Origin of the sequence: Psychrobacter sp. APC 3279, assembly GCF_030407795.1 — a bacterium.
In the GTDB taxonomy this organism is placed as follows: domain Bacteria; phylum Pseudomonadota; class Gammaproteobacteria; order Pseudomonadales; family Moraxellaceae; genus Psychrobacter.
Genome location: NZ_JASDCR010000012.1, coordinates 1 through 18,534, shown reverse-complemented (window position 1 = coordinate 18,534; position 18,534 = coordinate 1). Strand labels below are relative to the sequence as shown.

Sequence of the window (18,534 nt, the reverse complement as noted above, 5' to 3'; positions counted from 1 at the left end):
AAGCCCGAGTTAATATAAACGCTCGGGCTTTTTTGTGCAGTTTTATCTTTAATAATGAAACTGGCTTAATTTTTATAAATTAATTTTACGAAAAAGCTTTATCAAACTCCGCTTCATCGAATCCGCATAGTAATACGGCTTGATCTCTATCTGCCAACTGACCTTCTACAATCGGACGTTTAATCATGCTGGTATTTTCCACGAGTAAATCTATCGCGTTGTCTACATTAGCGTCAGCCGCTTGCTTTTGACTGTCGTCTAGCTTGCGCCATGTCGTACCACGCTTATTGAGCACTTTTTCGATACCTAGTTCATTTACCCAGCGCTGTACTGTTTCTTTCTCTATACCTTGTTTCTTATAATCGTGAAAATCATAGCTGACATCTAGATCGTTTAGCTTAGTAAACGCTTTTTTCATCGTGCTACAAGATTTGATACCGTAAATGGTGATGGTCATGATAAATCCTCATAAATATTCATTAATTTGTCTATTATACCTAAGGCTGACGGGATATAGAGAATGCATTACTTTTAATCGTCAAACCTAGTAAGCAACTGCATCATATCGTCGCAATTTTCGCCAAATTACGCTATGCTATGGCATTGTCAAATTCCACCTATTTTGATCAGTATTAAACAAATCCGTATTAAACAAATCAGTATCAACCAATTTCGAGCCGACTATGAGCAACGCCGTGACAGCAGACCAAGCAGAAAACAATTATTATAACCCACAAGCGATAGAAGCCGCGCAGCAGACCAAATGGGCAACTGACAAGCGCTTTGAAGTAAGCAATGAGCCAAGCGACAAGCCAAGCCGTTACATGCTGTCGATGTTCCCTTATCCAAGTGGTAAGCTGCATATGGGCCACGTCCGTAACTATACGATTTCTGACGTATTAAGCCGTTATTATCGCCTAAAAGGCTATGAAGTCATGCAGCCAATGGGCTGGGATGGTTTTGGCTTGCCAGCAGAAAACGCGGCAATTGCTAACCAAACGCCACCTGCTGCATGGACATTTGCCAATATTGACAGTATGCGTGCACAGCTTAAATTGCTAGGCCTGTCTATTGACTGGTCACGTGAGTTTGCCACTTGTAGCCCTGAGTATTATCAGTGGGAGCAGTGGTTATTTTTGCAATTGTACAAAAAAGGACTAGTCTACAAAAAGCTATCGACGGTCAACTGGGATCCTGTTGATAACACCGTCTTAGCAAACGAGCAAGTCATCGATGGTAAAGGCTGGCGTAGTGGTGCTGCGGTCGAAAAACGCGACATCCCTATGTACTACTTCAACATCACTGACTATGCTGATGAGCTATTAGATGATTTGGATCAGCTAGAAGGTCATTGGCCATCTGAAGTACTGACTATGCAGCGCAACTGGATTGGTCGTAGTGCTGGTATGGAAGTCCACTTCCCTTATGAGCTTGCTGGTGAAGAAAACACCTTAGATGTGTTCACTACTCGTCCTGACACCTTGATGGGTGTGACTTATGTTGCCGTGGCCGCAGAGCATCCACTTGCACAGTATGCCTCTGAGCAAGATGACGCAATCGCTCAATTCTGTGCGCTTTGTAAAAAAGGCTCAGTCGCTGAAGCGGATTTGGCCAAAGCTGAAAAAATCGGTATGGATACAGGCCTCACTGTGACGCACCCTTTGACTGGTGAAGAAGTGCCAGTGTGGGTTGCCAACTATGTGCTGATGAGCTACGGCTCAGGCGCAGTCATGGCAGTACCTGCTCATGATGAGCGTGACTATGAGTTTGCGGTTAAGTACAACCTACCAATCAAGCAAGTCATCAATACCCCTGATGGCTATTTTGATGAGCTAAAAGCAGATGCCAAAGCGAACGATAGTGAAGTGAATCTTGCTTATACTGAACGCAATACCTTGGTTAATTCAAGTGAGTTTGATGGTCTAGATTTTGAGCAAGCATTTGAAGCAATGCTAGCCAAGCTTGAACCAAAAGAGCTGGCTAAGAAAAAAATTCAATACCGGCTACGTGATTGGGGTGTGTCTCGCCAGCGCTATTGGGGTTGCCCTATCCCAATGATCAACTGTGAGCATTGTGGTACTGTGCCTGTTGAAGAGCAAGACCTACCAGTTGTATTGCCAACCGACGTCGTACCTGATGGTCGCGGTAACCCACTCAAGAACATCCCAGAATTTGTCAATACTACTTGTCCTAAATGTGGTAATCCTGCTGAGCGTGAGACCGATACCTTTGATACCTTTGTAGAATCTAGCTGGTACTATGCACGCTTTGCTAGCCCAAATGACGCACTAAACATGGTCAACAAGTCTGCTGCCAATAAATGGTTGCCTGTTGATCAATACGTCGGCGGTGTCGAGCATGCGGTGATGCATCTGTTGTATGCACGTTTCTTCCATAAGCTGATGCGCGACGAAAATTTAGTCACAGGTGATGAGCCATTTGCCAATCTAATGACTCAAGGCATGGTTCTTGCTGGTACGTTCTACCGCGTCAATGCGGATGGCAGTACGACCTACTATTTTGCAGAAGATATCGATATTGACTTCAACGAACGTGGTCAACCCATTAAAGCTATCTTGAAGTCAGATGGTCAGCCAGTGACGATTGGCAAAATCGAAAAAATGTCTAAATCAAAAAACAATGGCGTAGATCCACAGCTAACCATTGATAAATATGGTGCTGATACGGTTCGTCTATATACGCTATTTACTGCGCCTGCGGATCAAACGCTTGAATGGTCAGACGACGCGCTAAAAGGCCCTTATAACTTTGTGAAAAAAGTATGGCGTATTGCAACCGACCATATGCAAGCGCTAACAGCCGCCAATATCAGCATTGATACGCTGAACAGTGCTACCTTGAACACAGACGGTCTAAGCAAAGAAGCCAAAAACTTACGCCGTAAAACGCACGAAACGATTGCTAAGATTGATAGTGATTTGGGTGATCGTCTGGCATTGAACACGCCAGTATCAAGCCTGATGGAACTTGCTAATGAGCTGACTGGCTTTAACGCGAGTAATGAGCAAGAGCTGCACGTCAAACACGAAGCGTTGACCAACCTGCTGATTATGCTATCTGTATATGCGCCGCACGTTGGCGAGCATCTGCTTGAGCAGTTGGGTCTTGATACCTTAACCTTAGATTACCCAACCGTGGACGAAAGTGCGCTGGTACAGGACATGATCACCATGGTGGTACAGGTCAATGGTAAGATGCGTGGTAAGATGGATGTCGCACCAAACAGCGATCCTGAGCAGCTAAAAGAGCAAGCTCGCACTATGGAAAGCGTGGCAAAATTCATCACGGGCGAGATCAAAAAAGAAATCGTTGTTCCTAACAAATTGGTTAACATCGTGGTTGTAGGCTGAGGTATCTTGAGCTAAGTATTTTAGGCTTAGTGCTCTAAGCCTTCTTATCATATGAGGATAGCGTTTATGTCATACAAGCATCGAGCTGAGCAGGCGCAACCAAGATTAAGCGCATACAGCCTAGCTAACAGAAAGTCCCATGGCCAAAAGCTCGGAGCAGTCTTACTTGCCACGCTGCCAATGTTCGCCGTGGTAGGTGCAGCGACGGCTCTTAGCGGCTGCGGCTTCCAGCTGCGTGGCTACGACTCAGCGATGCTGCTTGACGTCGAAAAAACAGCGGTCATTATCGAAGACAATCGCACCTCATTCCCGCTGAAACTACCATTGACGCGTCGCCTAAAGACGTTAGGTGTCGATGTTATTAGTAATATGAGCTCAGAAGAAGTTGCTCGTAATAACCAACAAGCAGGGGCTGAGTCTATTGCTGCTATCGACATTCGTAATGTACGTTTTAAGCGTTACGAATTGGTTGGCGTATTAACAGAGATTCGCTTGGTACTATCAGCAGATGTCAGCTATCAAACGATGGAAAATGGTAAGCCTGTAACCCTGAGCAACCCCATTCAGGTCGAGCGAAGCTACCAGTACAACGAAGCATCTGTTAGTACTGACGATCAGCAAGGCGATCAGACTCGCGATTGGCTCTATGATACTTTAGCTCGCCGTATCACTGACCAATATGTCGCAATCTCGCTTCCAAAAGTCGCACCTGCTGCCAAACAATCTCTGCAAATAAATAAAGGCGTGACGCCAACCGTTGTCGTCGTACCACAACCGTAAGAGTTAGTCGTTCTGATTATCAAACGACACCATTTCTAGAAGTATGAGTAGCAAAATAAGCTAGCGTAAGTACTACCTTGAGTAGACTAAGCTAGCTTGGCAATGCTGATCATATTTTTGGAATTGGTATTACCTGCTCATCAACCTGTGTAACACCACGCTATGCAAGATACTTTCATAAAAGCCTATCCAAAACTACTGCAGCCTTCCGTTGCGGTAGCTGGCTTGTGGCTGGCGCACGGTGACGAGCCACTACTGAGTCAATGGTTGATAGATGCGCTGCGTCCACACTGGCGCGCGCAGAACTATGCAATCAAACGCATAGAGCTGATTTCCGTCAAAAGCTGGCAAGAAGTACTGTCCGAGCTTGGCAGCCAGTCTTTATTTGATGACGCCAGTGCGGTAATCGTGACGGGCAATCATAAGCCTGACAAAGCAGTTATCGCCGAGCTGGAACGTTTTGCGGTCGAGGCACAAGCTGGCACACATGGTCATAGTGTGTTGTGGCTTACACCTAAGCAAGACAAACGCAGCCAGAGCAGCAAATGGTTTGCTCCTTTTGCGCAATATGGCAATGTCATTGATTGCAATTTATACAATGAGCAGCAGCGCCAACAGCTACTACAGATACAAGCTCAGAAGTTTGGCTTACGACTGTCTCAAGAAGCGTGGCAGCTACTCATGTCACACACTGAACACCATTTGCTAAGTGCTTATCAAACTCTATGGCGATTGTCCTATTTGTTTGCACCGCAGCTAGTTGCTAATAACAGTACTAGCAAAGATAGTGCTACTGACACAAGTACCGAACAATCTAATAGCTTTTCACAACCTGTGAATAATGTGGCATTGGATATTGCAGACCTACAAGCAGCATTGGTCAGCGACGCGCAATTTAGTGTGTTTGATTTGTCTGATGCGATGCTCGCGGGTAATAGTACGCAGGTCGCCAAAATCATGTTTCAGCTAAAATCGACCGATGAGCCCACTACTTTAGTGCTCTGGGCTATTAGCAAAGACATGCGTCAAATCATTCAACTTATGGACGGTCAAGACCCTCAAGCATTAGGTATTTGGCGTAGTAAACAAGGGTTGTACCAACAAGCCTGCCGCCGTCAGTCAAAACAACAAACGAGCGAATGGCCTGCCCTGCTTTATCGCTGTGACCAAGCTATCAAAGGACTTATTCGCCAGCCAGCATGGGAGCTATTATTGCAAGCAGCACTAGAGCTCGCAGGTAAGCGTTTATTTACTATGCGCTAAGACTAATCCGCTTGTCACCACCTTATATTATTTTTCTTATTAACAAGTTATCCATCTCTTCTCTTACTGGTTTATACATTTAAACGCTATAAATCCAGATTTTACTACCCTATTTTGTTCTCCTATAATCTCCGTTTTATTGATTTTTAGTAAGCGTTTCTTTTCTGTACCTGTCTCTATTCTTGGCTACCTTAACCTTTCGTAAACTAATTTCCATTCCCTTTTGTAGGTGAAGTCTCTACTATATCTACACTTGATTTAATTGTGATTGGATTGTTGTCATGCGCAAAATAAGCAAAAAGTCTGCTATCAAATGGGGTGTTATTGCCTTAATTATCGTAGCATTAGGGGCTTTGGCCTATACTTTTTTAAAACCAGAAGAAACCACACCTAACTATTTAACCGCAACCGTTGAAGTCGGTGATATTGAAAACAATGTCATGGCGTCCGGTAAAGTAAAAGCGTTAAATACCGTCGATGTAGGGGCACAGGTGTCTGGTGAAGTAAAACGCCTGTACGTTGAAGTCGGTGACGAAGTCAAACAGGGCGATTTGATTGCGCAGATTGATCAAGTGACTCAGAAGAACAGCCTGAGCAATGAACAAGCCAGTCTTGAACAAAGCGAAGCCGCGCTACAAAGTGCCCAAGCAGAATCGTTGAGCAAACAAGCCAGTCTAAAAAGTGCCTATGCCGATCTTGCCAGCCGTCAGTCTGAGCTCAAACAAGCACAGTCTGATTTTGCGCGTTTGCAAGACTTAGTCGCTATCGACGCTATTTCTCAGCAAGAATACGACACGCAAGCGACCAGTGTCGACACCGCAAAAGCAGCGGTTGCCAATGCACGTGCTGCTATCGATACAGCAAAAGCCGCAATTGCGACCACCGAAGCCAATATCAATAGCCAGCAAGCGGCGTTACGCAAATCTCGAACCAACGTCAGTACTGCTGAAGAAGATTTGAGCTATACCACGATTCGCGCCCCGATATCAGGTACTGTCGTTTCTATTACGACTGAGCAAGGCACTACCGTAAATGCTAATCAAACAGCGCCCACACTAGTGACGTTAGCGGACTTATCGACCGTACGTATCAACGCGCAAATCTCGGAAGCTGACGTTATCAATGTCAGTGCTGGTATGCCTGCTTATTTCAATATTATCGGTAATCCAGATCAGCAATATGATGCGACGTTGACTGCTATCGAGCCTGCCCCAGAGCAAATTAGTAGTACCAGCTCAACAGACGCCGCTATCTATTATGTCGGCTACGTAGAAGTGCCAAACCCTGACCGCTTGTTCCGCATTGATATGACCGCGCAGATTTATATCATCGTCAATGAAGCCAAAAACGCCTTATTAGTACCGTCAACAGTGATACAAGAAAAACGCTCTAAAGGTAAAGAAAAAGGCAAAGCAGCCACTGGCAAGTTTGTACGTGTATTAAAAGAGGACGGAACCGTAGAAGAGCGTACTGTAGAAGTCGGTATCGATAACCGAGTAAACGCGCAAATCTTAAGTGGTTTGAAAGAAGGGGAAGAAGTAATCATCAGTGAAGAAAGCGGTAAGAAATCAGGTAGCGGCCGTATCCCTGGTGGACCTCGAATGTAACTTGTTCTTTGACTATGTTGAATAAAAAAGGGCTTATTAAATATAGAAGCCCTTTCATAACAACGCTATAACGCTTATTAGCCTTTATTAAAGACACTGCTATGACTATATCTCAATCTCCTAAACCGTCGACTGAAGATAGCTCTGAAAGTAGCACGGCTCAAAACTTAGGGTCACACACTTCTGCTAACCCTTCAAACAGCTCAGATAATTTAGAAAATTTAGACAATTTGGATAACTTAAGTAACTTAGACAGCTCAGATAACTTCGATAACTTAAATAATCCGGCAAAAACCAATACCGTTAATCTCCCTGCACCAGGCAAACCCATTATGGAGTTGTCTGGCATTATCAGAGAGTTCCCTGCTGGTGAGCAAACGATTCGCGTCTTGCATGATATCAATCTAACCATCAATCAAGGTGAGATGGTTGCTATCATTGGACAATCAGGCTCTGGTAAGTCCACCTTGATGAATATCTTAGGCTGCTTGGATCAAGCCACTGCTGGCGATTATAAGATTTATGGTCAATCTGCGCGTAAGCTTGATGCCGATCAGCTGGCCGAACTGCGCCGTGAGCATTTTGGGTTTATTTTTCAGCGCTATCATTTGCTTGGTGATATCAGTGCCAAAGACAACGTCGCCGTCCCTGCCGTGTATGCGGGCATGGATACCGAGGCACGCACCAATCGTGCTGAGAAGCTATTAACGGATTTGGGCCTTGGCAATAAGGTCAATAACCGTCCCAATCAGCTCTCAGGTGGACAGCAGCAGCGTGTTTCTGTTGCTCGTGCACTGATGAATGGTGGTGACGTGATCTTGGCAGATGAGCCAACTGGTGCCCTAGACAGCAAGTCTGGCGAAGACGTCATGGCAATTTTGCATGACCTCAGTGCACAAGGTCATACCATTATCATGGTAACTCATGATCCAAAGCTAGCGGCGCAAGCGGAGCGTGTGATTGAGCTAAAAGACGGCTATGTCATCGCTGATTATCAAACTGAACATTATAAGCACACAGACAAAAAACCAGAATCTATCCTTGGTGAACACCGTAAAAGTGCCTTTGGTAGCTTTATTGATCGACTGCTTGAAGCGTTTAAGATGTCTTTGCTTGCCATGCGCGCGCATAAGATGCGTACCCTACTGACTATGCTCGGCATTATCATCGGTATCGCTGCGGTCGTATCTATCGTAGGTCTTGGACAAGGCTCTCAGCAGCAAATCCTCGCTAATATTAGCTCGCTAGGCACCAATACTATTACCGTCAATGATGGCTACCCTAGAGGCGACCCTAGACGCCGTTACAATGATGACAACTTGACGCCAGAAGACGCAGAAGCGGTAGGCAATCAACCCTATATTATCAGCGTCAGTCCTCAGGTAAATGCCAACTCTAGCGTTCGCTATCGTAGTATACAAGAGGATGCTACCGTCAACGGCGTTGGCGAAGACTATCTAACCGTCACTGGTGAGACATTGGCATTGGGCCAAGGGTTTGATGCAAAAAGCGTCACATTACGTAGTCAAGATATCATCATCGATGACAATGCTAAGCAGACCTTTTTCTCAGATATTGATAATCCTGTTGGCGAAGTGATATTGGTTGGTAGTGTGCCTGGACGCGTGATTGGCGTACTCGAAGAGAGCGATGGTGGTTTTGGGCCCAGTGTGACAACGCCTACCATCTATATGCCTTATACGACGGTAATGTCGCGTGTCACGGGTAGTACCAATATCGACCGCTTTGTAGCGTTATTAGACGATAGTATCTCTTCTAGCGCCGCAGAGACGGCCATCTCTGACTTGATAGAGAGTCGCCATGGCAAAGATGACTTTGAGCTGCGCAATTCAGACTCTATTCGTCAAACGATCGAGTCGACGACAGGTACGATGACCCTACTTATCTCATCAGTCGCGGTCATTTCATTAATCGTCGGCGGTATTGGGGTGATGAACATTATGCTAGTCTCTGTCACTGAGCGCACCAACGAGATTGGTGTCCGTATGGCAGTAGGCGCACGTCAGAGCGATATCATGCAGCAGTTCCTTATTGAGGCTGTTCTGGTCTGTATTTTAGGGGGACTGATTGGTATCGGACTGGCCTTTGCCATTGGCGAGCTGATTAATAGTGTGGGCGGTGATAATTTTAAAGTTATCTATTCATCAACCTCTATTATTGCCGCTTTTGTTTGTTCGACGTTAATTGGCGTAGTATTTGGATTCTTGCCAGCACGTAATGCCGCCAAATTAGATCCTGTTGAAGCACTTTCTCGAGACTAATAATCGATTATTGACTCGTTTTAACCAAATCTAGAGCAGTCAATATCGATATAATGGCAAAAATTTAAAGAAACTAAAATAAATTGGCAATTTTATAAGAGAATTACACTTTTTTTATCATGTGGGGTTGTAATTGTCATAATAATATATATAATGTGCTCTCACGTTTAGGGATACAAACACTTTAAACGTTAGGGCTGTTAGCTCAGTTGGTAGAGCAGTTGACTTTTAATCAATTGGTCCCGCGTTCGAGTCGCGGACAGCCCACCATATTTAGTTTAATCTTTATTAATCGTTCTACCCTATCCGGTAGTAGACTAATAAAGGTAAGTTTAAAAGACATCGTCAAGATGTTTAGTTTTAGAAAGTTCTTTAGTTAGAATTTTCTCTTGCAGAGTTAAAAAAGCATCGCTTTTTTATATACTCTTCAGGGCTGTTAGCTCAGTTGGTAGAGCAGTTGACTTTTAATCAATTGGTCCCGCGTTCGAGTCGCGGACAGCCCACCATATTTAGAAAACCCAGTTACTATCTTAGTAACTGGGCTTTTTTTCGTCTAGGTTTTTTAAACGTTGTTTTTTAGCTATTAGTTTCTTAGCTTTTATATACCTCTATTTATTATGCCTGCGTTTAAACAGTCGAAAGTTATCTCTCTTGCGCCATAGTAGTTTATGTCTAATCGTATCTTTGATGGTACGTGGATGCTTAGGTGCATGAGCGATAAACTCATCAAACTCTGCCTCACTCATCGCCAACTCTCGTCCATGTGCCATCATCACCATTGACGGTTGCAAAGCTCTAATTTTTTTTAGCGACTGGACATAGTTTTTAGGGTAATAGACAGGAAATGGCGCTACAAATTTATGGCGCAACTTAATAATTAAATCAGCGGTGTATACTTCGCGACTGGGCAGATGAAACAAAGACAAATCACGATCCGTATGACCTGGCGTCTCTAGTACTTGCCATTCATCAAAATGTGGCACAATCTCACCATCTGTGACAGTGATATCCGGTTTCAGACTTGCCGAGTAATATAGGTTTTTAAGTGGGCGTCCTTGACGTCTGGCCACATAATATCCTAGATGTATATCTACGAAGTGCATCGTGCGCCCACCAATACCGCTATACCACTGCTTTTTTCTATCTGCTGAGACAATTAGACAGCCCGTCTTTTCTCGAAACTTATTCGCACCGCCTGCATGATCCGGATGCATATGCGTGACCACTACTACTTTTAGGTCGGTGACGGGTCGTTTTAACGTTGTTTTAATATAGTCAAGCACCATCGGTACATCAGCACGGCAGCAGCCATCTAACAGCATTATTTTATCTGGATATACTGCCAGATAGCTACTCTGGATATATCCTTCTAATCGTACAATTTCACATAGACTCATTGGTGTTCCCTACCTCATTCGTCATTATTATTGTGAGGCTTTTGTTCAGTTTTATAACCAATCTTTAGTATAGCGCCCGTCACCATAAATAAAACGACTTTGAGTGAACGCTTGTGACTATATACAAAAGTAATGCGACATACAGAGACGATGCGGCTAATAACTAACTATGCACAACTCACTATTAATAACCGCCTATACAATTCTTCACTTATTAATAAAAAGCAAAAACCCAGCGCTTAGGCTGGGTTTAAGGAAACACTTAATATCTTATTTGTTATCTTAGAGAGTTTGTAAATTATCTACTTATCGACTATGCAAGATCACGAACCTTTGGCTCACGCTCCCATAGACGAGACTTAGCATTGCTAATAAAGGCATCTAGCTCGGCCAATGGTGTGACAAATTCATCTTTTTCAACTGGCAGTTTACTTAGGATAAATTCATCAGTCGCACCGCAATAAGCGATGGCTTTGCAATGGTTGTACGCGTCGTTGAACCAATCTAACGCAGAGCTGTCTTTTGCGAGCTTTTTCGCTTGGTCAGGCATGATGATACTAACGACGGCATCAAACATCACTGACGGACCACCAGCGAGGCGCTCATCAGCTTGTATACGTGTACCATCATCCAATACGACTTCTTTGTTAGGCGCTACAATCTTGACGCTAGCACCCTGCGCTTTGGCAGCATCTTCGAACTTTTTGACTTCACTACTATTAGAACCTTCCGCGACTAATATACCAATCATACGACCTTTTAAGCTATCAGGCGTTAGGCCAATAGTTTGTACCGCTTTAGACGTTCCTAAGTCTTGCACCGGTGCAACTGCATCAGCTGGCTCTGGTAACTCCATACCCAATGCCGTTGCTACGCGATTGGCCAAGTCTTCATCGATATGAATCAAATGGCTAAGCATACGCGTACGTACATGGGCTGTGTCTACTTTACCTAGCTCAAACGCATAAGCGGTTGCGATATGTGCTTGTTCAGTTGCTGTCTGACTACGGTAGAACATACGTGGCTGGCTATAATGATCTGCAAAGCTCTCGTCACGTACGCGACCTTTTACACCATCATCTAGCTGCTCATGGAATGAGTTGAAACCACGTTTAGCGCTTTCACGAGGACGAGTTGGATCTAGACTTTGCGGCTCATAGAGTACACGTGTCTTAGGCACTTGCATTTGCATATGACCATCTTGCTGATTATTAGCAAACGGACATTTTGGTGCATTGATAGGAATCTGGGCAAAGTTTGGCGACCCTAGACGTGATAGCTGAGTGTCTAAGTAACTAAACAGACGACCTTGCAATAATGGGTCATTACTAAAGTCAACGCCCGGTGGCAGATGCGATGGGCAGAATGCTACTTGCTCAGTCTCTGCAAAGAAATTATCTGGATAGCGGTTCAATACCATTTTACCCACAACTTTCACTGGTACCAATTCTTCTGGAATCAGTTTGGTTGCATCAAGATGGTCAAATGGGAATTCGTTGGCTTCTTCTTCAGTAAATAACTGTACGCCAAACTCCCACTCAGGATAGTCACCGTTATTGATTGACTCAAACAAGTCACGACGATGATAATCAGGATCAGCGCCTGAGATTTTCACTGCCTCATCCCATGTGGTTGACTGTACGCCCAATACTGGCTTCCAATGGAAACGTACAAAGGTGCTCTTACCGTCTTTATTGATTAAGCGATAGCTATGAATACCAAAACCTTCCATCATACGTAGGCTACGTGGTAGACCGCGATCACTCATCAGCCAAATTAGATTGTGCATGGTTTCAGGACTTAACGAGACAAAATCCCAAAACGTATCATGAGCAGACGCTGCTTGCGGGAAACCGCGATCTGGTTCTGGTTTTACCGCATGAATCAAATCTGGAAACTTCATCGCATCTTGAATAAAAAAGATTGGCATGTTGTTACCAACAATGTCCCAGTTACCTTCTTCTGTATACATTTTCACAGCGAAACCGCGCACATCACGTGGCGTATCTTTTGAGCCCTTGTTACCTGCTACCGTTGAGAAACGCGTAAACAATGGCGTTTGCTTGCCTGTTTCTGTCAATACTTTGGCAGTCGTATATTCTTCTAGTGACTCTGTCAGCTCAAAATAACCGTGTGCTGCACTACCACGAGCATGGACGATACGTTCAGGGATACGCTCATGGTCAAAATGATTGATTTTTTCACGTAATACAAAATCCTCTAATAGCGTTGGCCCACGTGAGCCTGCTTTTAGAGAGTTTTGGTTATCAGCGATTGCCACACCTTGTTGAGTGGTTAATACTTTAGTGTCGTCACCTGCGCGCTGATGGGTTTCACCACCATTGCCACGTTCCGTATTCATGTCTTTGGCGGGGTCCGTATGATCGATATTATTATTCATAAAAAGTCCTAGCTAATAGATTGAGAGTGCTCTTTTAACTCACTAAAAGAGTGCCTACACAGGTTTGATATCCTTTGAGATAATGGTGACTTCATTTGTTTATCTGTGTTTTCAGCATTGCCGAGCGTTAAATTGATACCGCACTAAAATTCGTAAAGGAATAATAGGCTTAGGACTTATACTACCCAAAAAATAAGTCAAATATAGTTGCGTATATAGTAAACCTTGTTGATATTTAGTTAACGTTTATAGACACCATAAAACGACTACTTTAGATGGTCTTAAAGGCGCATAAACGTTAACAATAGAATCTTGTAATGTAGTTATTCTTTAAGGTATGCTTTTTATGAAGTACCAAAGACTATTGATAAATAAATTGGCAGGGTTTTAGCCTTATATTTATCTTCTTTATATCGTTGAATTCAAATGATTTCGTTACAAGAGAACCGAGCGCAAGCTATACCTTAGTATGGTTAGCGAGGATGATAATGTAGCGGATTTGTAGGGATTTGATGATGCGACTATTTTATATAACTATAAGGCTACCTACCATGTTACCAACTCTAAGCTCCTCGACTAAAAAACCTTATCACTCATTGCTAGTAGGCGCGTCAATGGGTCTAATGGCATTAACGTTCAGTCAAACGGCTGCTGCTATCACAACCAAAAACGTGACCTATACGGTCGATGATAAAGCATACGAAGGCTATTACGCCAAGGCAGACAAGCTAAACGCACCTTTTATCTTATTGATTCATGATTGGGATGGTCTAACTGACTATGAGCGTAAACGTGCTGATATGTTAGCGGCTGAAGGCTACAACGTACTGGCAGCCGATATGTTTGGACAAGGCATTCGCCCCACTTCTATCGAAGAAAACAAACGCCTAACTGGGGAGCTATATGATGATCGTAATAAAATGCGTCGCATATTGGCAGGGGCATTAACGGCAGGACAACTACAAGGCAATGATGTGCGTAAAGGCACGACTATGGGCTATTGTTTCGGTGGTACGGTCGCGTTAGAGCTAGCACGCTCAGGTTTTGAGCAAAAAGCCTTTGTACCTTTCCACGGTGCATTCGATATTCCAACCGGTCAAAGCTATGACAAAACTACAGGAGAAATCCTAGTATTCCACGGTTCTGCTGACCAATCTGTCTCGCTAGAGAGCTTTGCCACTTTGGGCAAGACCTTAGAAGCAGCCAAAATCCCTCACGAGATGGTTACCTATAGCGGCGCACCACATGCTTTTAGCGTATTTGGCAGCGATAGATATGATGCCCGCGCCGATGAACGCTCTTGGAAACGCTACTTGGATTTTTTAGCAGAAGAATATAAATAGTCTAACAGCGTAAAAAATAAGAAAGCCTAAATAAGAAAACCTAATTAAAAAGCCACTTCAATCGATCATATTCTAATAATTGAGGTGGCTTTTCTGTTCTAAGAATTTGATGCTTTATATTTTTTGAAATACTAATAGCTGATTATTAGCAGGCATTACATACGTTTTCGAAAGTTGTAGATGATAAGCATTTGCTAGACTAACAATATCTTCTTTATCGCGAATGCCGCTGTCAGGATTACCTGCTCTCAACATCGCATCAAATCGCCGATTCCCCTCACTGGTATAGTTACCATGCTCATTAAATGGGCCATATATAATCAGCTTACCGTCCACAGGTAACGCATCACCAGCCAATGCAAGTAAACGCTCCACCAAAGCCCAGCTAATGATATGTAAAGTATTGGCTGTAAATATTGCATCATAAGGTAAGTTGAACTGGCTATTGACAGGTACGGAATCCGTACTCAAATCAAACGCTAAAGGGGCATATAAATTAGGTGCAGGATACGCATTGTGCCAAGCAATGATATGGCGGTGATTACCAGTGACATCACTCGTTTGCCACTGTATCTCAGGCAGATTAGGCGCAAAGTAAACACTATGCTGACCTGTCCCAGAACCAATCTCTAGCACATGATTAAAGCCTTGCAACTCTGTTTGAAGTACTTTTAGAATAGGCTGCTTATTATTTTCACACGCTTGAGAAAACGGCAATGCAGAAATATCTACTTTATTATTTGGATTATCACTATCCAGATTATCGTCTTGCATCGCTATTCTCCCAGACCGTCTATTGTACTCTCAATATTGATAGCAGTAGATTAACAATCACTGACTAATACTAACCTAGTGGCCGCCTAACAACTTACAATTAGTAAATACCTGCCTCTACCCCAGCGGCAAGCGTCATGGCAAGTTCTTCTACTTGCTCAGCAAAGCTCTCTTGCCAATCGCCTTGTAATATCAGCGCCTCTTGAATCCACGACCAACGTAGCCCCGTTGCAATCGTTTTGAGTGCAAGCTTGGTACCTGTACCATCATGCCCTGCCCGTATATATACCGCAAACGGCATGCCTTGCTTCTCTTCTAACACAGGATAGTAGCAACGATCAAAAAAGTCCTTAGTCAGCCCTGCCATATACGCCAGATTTTCAGTCGTGCCTAACAGCAACGCATCAGCAGCCAACACATCCTCAGGCTGCGTATCCTGCGGTGATTTCAAAATGACAGTGATATCTATATCAGGATGATTAGCACCGTCATAAGCTGCCTGCGCCAATTTCTGAGTATTGGGCGATGGCGCATGAGCGACGATGAGTAAAGTCTTAGTGGACATATTAGGCGTCTGTGCCATTGTTAAACACTAGATTTTGAGTAATGGCAGGATCCAAGCTATTGCCTACTGGGCAGGTCAATGCGGTTTTATAAAATCGTTTTAGGGTACTCTCATCCAGTGCCTTCGAAAAATTGACTACAACGTGTATTTCACTTACACGTCTTGGTTTGGCAGCCATGACTTTGGTGACCTCTGCGGTCGTACCTGAAATATCGATATCCATCGCTTCGGCTTTGATACCGATAATCGTTAAGATACAACTGCCCAAACTAGTGGCTAGCAAATCAGTGGGAGAAAACGCTTCGCCCTTACCATGATTGTCTGTCGGCGCATCAGTGATGATTTGATTATTCGACTGCAAATGGATAGCTTGGGTGCGCAAATCGCCTTGGTAAGTTACTTTTGAGGTAGTCATAATCTTGCCTTAATTTATTAAACTAGCTGCCTGAGAAATAAAGATGCTGTGATAGTTATTTGATAGATGCTAAGATAGCGAGCATTTGTGCAAACATTAGTTCTGTAAAGGAAATTGTAATATGTATGTATATGAGCTCTCAGAATACCAAGTTTATCAATTAAAATCGATAGACCCAGCATTAGGTGGTAACTGGAAAACCATTCTTATCAGTATTTTGCCGCAGCTCGATATACCCAGTCGTAAAAGTGTGTACGAAAAAATATTATCAAAAAGGAACATTAGCCCAAATTTTACTTATATTATTCCAGATGATTTGAGAAGTTTGTTATCTAAAACAGCAATTCGTCATCGAGAGCTAAAAGCAATTGCTATACAGATGTTGAAATTTATTGAGTCCAAGCCGGATTCATATGATGCTATTGAACTTGCTGATAAAGTAGAGGCGATGATCGATTATCTTAACCGTATTGATATAGGTGATCATATTTTAGACCAAAAAAGTCGTGAAAGTATAAAAAAAGCATTTTTGTACGATTTAGCATTTTGGATCGATAATGTAAATCTCATAGTACAACCTGGTATAAGGCACTTAAATACTGATATCGTAAAAACATACTTTAAAGAAGTATTTATTAAGCAAAAGATTCAGGGGCGAGACTTTCGCGCATGGGATTCTACTGATATAGACTTTCAGGAACAAGACAAATTACCTGATATTATAAGAAGAGAGGCAAAGCGTAAAAAGTTCTTTGTCATTGAAAGTGAGCGTTACTGGTTTTTAATAGGTATTGCCGACAAATCAAGACAAAATCCTTATTCTATTAAACGTTTTTTACATGAAGATGGCGGTAGTAATGATTTATTTGTATATCTGACACACGTTGTCATTAGAAAAGAGCTTATAGATGAAGAACGTTATATACGACACGTTAAATACTGTACAAGTCGACTATACACTTTGGATGCTGGTGTATCAGACACAATCATCAAATTTATAGCAGAAGCACAACATCTCTGTAAGACACAAATTATACCTCTACTCAAAAAAGAATTGAAAAAAGACGGCGAAGAGACAGAGTATCATATCAGTAAGCGTATGAATGACTATGAGCACCAAATCACAATTTCGATTTTGAATAAATTACCTAATATAATTAATAATGCAGTCACTGATAGTGATGATCGATACTATTTATTCTATTATTTGACTAAAATTTTTAATAAACTTATAGATAATCTCCAAAACTTTCAATTAAGACCTATCGCTACATACTCTTCTAATGTAGAAATTATGATTGCCAGGCTAATTAGCTTCAAATATTTTCTAGATACGATTTATGATTCATTAGAGGATAAAAAATTTGAGATTAAAAATTTCACTAATGCTTCTAAAGAAATAATTGCAATTGTTAAGGAAGCTTTCGATAGTACTGAACAGAACCTGATAAAGTTGAATCAATTAGAAGAAAAATTAAAATTTTATCTTGAAACTAAGGAAAATGGTAGTATTTGGCAAAAAATAAAGGTCGGTTTCCCACCAAATTGTACTTTAGAAGATGTGGAACATTCAAAAAATGAAGCGAAAAATGAGTTTTTTCTGTCCATAATAAATTTAGCTAAAAAACATAATGATAATATTGTTTACGTAGAATTTGACTGCAATGAAATCTTAAATGAATACTATCGTCACTATGCCATTGCTAATGAAAAAATGGCAATAGCACGACTACCAAAAGTACTACGATTACCTGAAGATAAGAAAACATTTAATATTCAAAAGACTAATGAAGCAATTCATCACAACGTATTTATATTCGACAAGAAACATGTATCGTGATCTGTTGTTTTATATATTTTCTAGACAAATTTTTCGTATAAGAGTCTTATTTGACTATCATAGGGAAAATTCATGAACTCAATTACTAGTAGCTTTTCAGCACCAATCTACAGACGAAGAAAAGCCCTCATCGCGTGAGCATTGGGGGCTTTATCTAGAATAGAGAGCTGACGAACGAGAAGAGCGCCGTTAAGGCAGCGCACTGCTAACTGCGAGCACAGCTCTTGTCTTGCGCTACGGACGACTGTCTCCCAGACAGTCGTTACTCCTTGCTCACCCTTAAATACGAATTGTTACGTAAGTCACTAGAAATAAAAGATAGACACAAAGAAAATCCCCCGACAAGCTAATGTCGGGGGATTTATCTAGAATAGAGAGCTGACGATGACCTACTCTCACATGGGCGAACCACACTACCATTGGCGCTACGATGTTTCACTTCTGAGTTCGGGAAGGGATCAGGTGGGGCCATCGCGCTATTGTCGTCAGCAAAGGG

Annotated in this window: 13 protein-coding genes, 2 tRNA genes and 1 rRNA gene; 9 read left to right on the top strand and 7 right to left on the bottom strand. The window is 42.7% G+C overall.

Features of this window, described 5'->3' with window-relative positions; translation table 11 throughout:
• Nucleotides 1-85 precede the first annotated feature (85 nt).
• Complete coding sequence (locus QL898_RS07905; RefSeq protein ID WP_290176412.1) at nucleotides 86-457, bottom strand: Spx/MgsR family RNA polymerase-binding regulatory protein; 372 nt, start codon at nucleotides 455-457, stop codon at nucleotides 86-88.
• Between the two features lie 226 nt (nucleotides 458-683).
• Here QL898_RS07905 and leuS point away from each other — a divergent pair, with 226 nt between their 5' ends.
• The 7 genes from leuS to QL898_RS07870 all read left to right on the top strand — a co-directional run bounded on the left by leuS (nucleotide 684) and on the right by QL898_RS07870 (nucleotide 9,809).
• Nucleotides 684-3,371: a leucine--tRNA ligase gene (gene leuS, locus QL898_RS07900; protein WP_290176411.1), complete on the top strand. Its 2,688-nt coding sequence runs from the start codon at nucleotides 684-686 to the stop codon at nucleotides 3,369-3,371.
• Between the two features lie 66 nt (nucleotides 3,372-3,437).
• Nucleotides 3,438-4,151, top strand: coding sequence for a hypothetical protein (locus QL898_RS07895; RefSeq protein ID WP_290176410.1), 714 nt, complete (start codon nucleotides 3,438-3,440; stop codon nucleotides 4,149-4,151).
• Between the two features lie 162 nt (nucleotides 4,152-4,313).
• The gene (locus QL898_RS07890; protein ID WP_290176409.1) at nucleotides 4,314-5,414 is read left to right on the top strand and encodes a DNA polymerase III subunit delta; all 1,101 of its coding nucleotides are present in this window, start codon (nucleotides 4,314-4,316) and stop codon (nucleotides 5,412-5,414) included.
• A 281-nt stretch (nucleotides 5,415-5,695) separates the two neighbouring features.
• Nucleotides 5,696-7,021 carry an efflux RND transporter periplasmic adaptor subunit gene (locus QL898_RS07885; RefSeq protein WP_290176408.1) on the top strand — a complete coding sequence of 442 codons (1,326 nt, stop codon included), beginning with the start codon at nucleotides 5,696-5,698 and terminating at the stop codon, nucleotides 7,019-7,021.
• Nucleotides 7,022-7,353: 332 nt separating this feature from the next.
• Nucleotides 7,354-9,303 carry a MacB family efflux pump subunit gene (locus QL898_RS07880; RefSeq protein WP_198327634.1) on the top strand — a complete coding sequence of 650 codons (1,950 nt, stop codon included), beginning with the start codon at nucleotides 7,354-7,356 and terminating at the stop codon, nucleotides 9,301-9,303.
• Between the two features lie 194 nt (nucleotides 9,304-9,497).
• Nucleotides 9,498-9,573 (top strand) — tRNA-Lys (locus tag QL898_RS07875).
• Between the two features lie 160 nt (nucleotides 9,574-9,733).
• A tRNA-Lys gene (locus QL898_RS07870) sits at nucleotides 9,734-9,809 on the top strand.
• 102 nt (nucleotides 9,810-9,911) lie between these two features.
• Here QL898_RS07870 and QL898_RS07865 read toward each other — a convergent pair.
• Nucleotides 9,912-10,700 (bottom strand): MBL fold metallo-hydrolase, encoded by a 789-nt coding sequence (locus tag QL898_RS07865; RefSeq protein ID WP_290176407.1) that lies wholly within the window; start codon nucleotides 10,698-10,700, stop codon nucleotides 9,912-9,914.
• A gap of 313 nt (nucleotides 10,701-11,013) precedes the next feature.
• The gene (locus tag QL898_RS07860; protein WP_290176406.1) at nucleotides 11,014-13,101 is read right to left on the bottom strand and encodes a catalase; all 2,088 of its coding nucleotides are present in this window, start codon (nucleotides 13,099-13,101) and stop codon (nucleotides 11,014-11,016) included.
• Between the two features lie 551 nt (nucleotides 13,102-13,652).
• On the opposite strand from QL898_RS07860, the gene QL898_RS07855 reads away from it, so the two are divergent.
• Nucleotides 13,653-14,444: a dienelactone hydrolase family protein gene (locus QL898_RS07855; RefSeq protein WP_290176405.1), complete on the top strand. Its 792-nt coding sequence runs from the start codon at nucleotides 13,653-13,655 to the stop codon at nucleotides 14,442-14,444.
• Between the two features lie 114 nt (nucleotides 14,445-14,558).
• On the opposite strand, the gene QL898_RS07850 is transcribed toward QL898_RS07855, so the two are convergent.
• From QL898_RS07850 to QL898_RS07840, 3 genes are all read right to left on the bottom strand, one after another.
• Nucleotides 14,559-15,218, bottom strand: a complete 660-nt coding sequence (locus tag QL898_RS07850) for a DUF938 domain-containing protein (RefSeq protein ID WP_290176404.1) — start codon at nucleotides 15,216-15,218, stop codon at nucleotides 14,559-14,561.
• A 100-nt stretch (nucleotides 15,219-15,318) separates the two neighbouring features.
• On the bottom strand, nucleotides 15,319-15,783 hold the full coding sequence (locus QL898_RS07845; RefSeq protein WP_290176403.1) for a flavodoxin family protein: 465 nt from the start codon (nucleotides 15,781-15,783) through the stop codon (nucleotides 15,319-15,321).
• 1 nt (nucleotide 15,784) lies between these two features.
• Nucleotides 15,785-16,198, bottom strand: coding sequence for an OsmC family protein (locus QL898_RS07840; RefSeq protein ID WP_290176402.1), 414 nt, complete (start codon nucleotides 16,196-16,198; stop codon nucleotides 15,785-15,787).
• A 121-nt stretch (nucleotides 16,199-16,319) separates the two neighbouring features.
• Here QL898_RS07840 and QL898_RS07835 point away from each other — a divergent pair, with 121 nt between their 5' ends.
• A complete protein-coding gene (locus QL898_RS07835; protein WP_290176401.1) occupies nucleotides 16,320-18,038 on the top strand; it encodes a hypothetical protein in 1,719 nt (572 codons plus the stop codon).
• A gap of 376 nt (nucleotides 18,039-18,414) precedes the next feature.
• On the opposite strand, the gene rrf is transcribed toward QL898_RS07835, so the two are convergent.
• A 5S ribosomal RNA gene (gene rrf, locus QL898_RS07830) occupies nucleotides 18,415-18,528 on the bottom strand.
• Nucleotides 18,529-18,534: the final 6 nt, after the last annotated feature.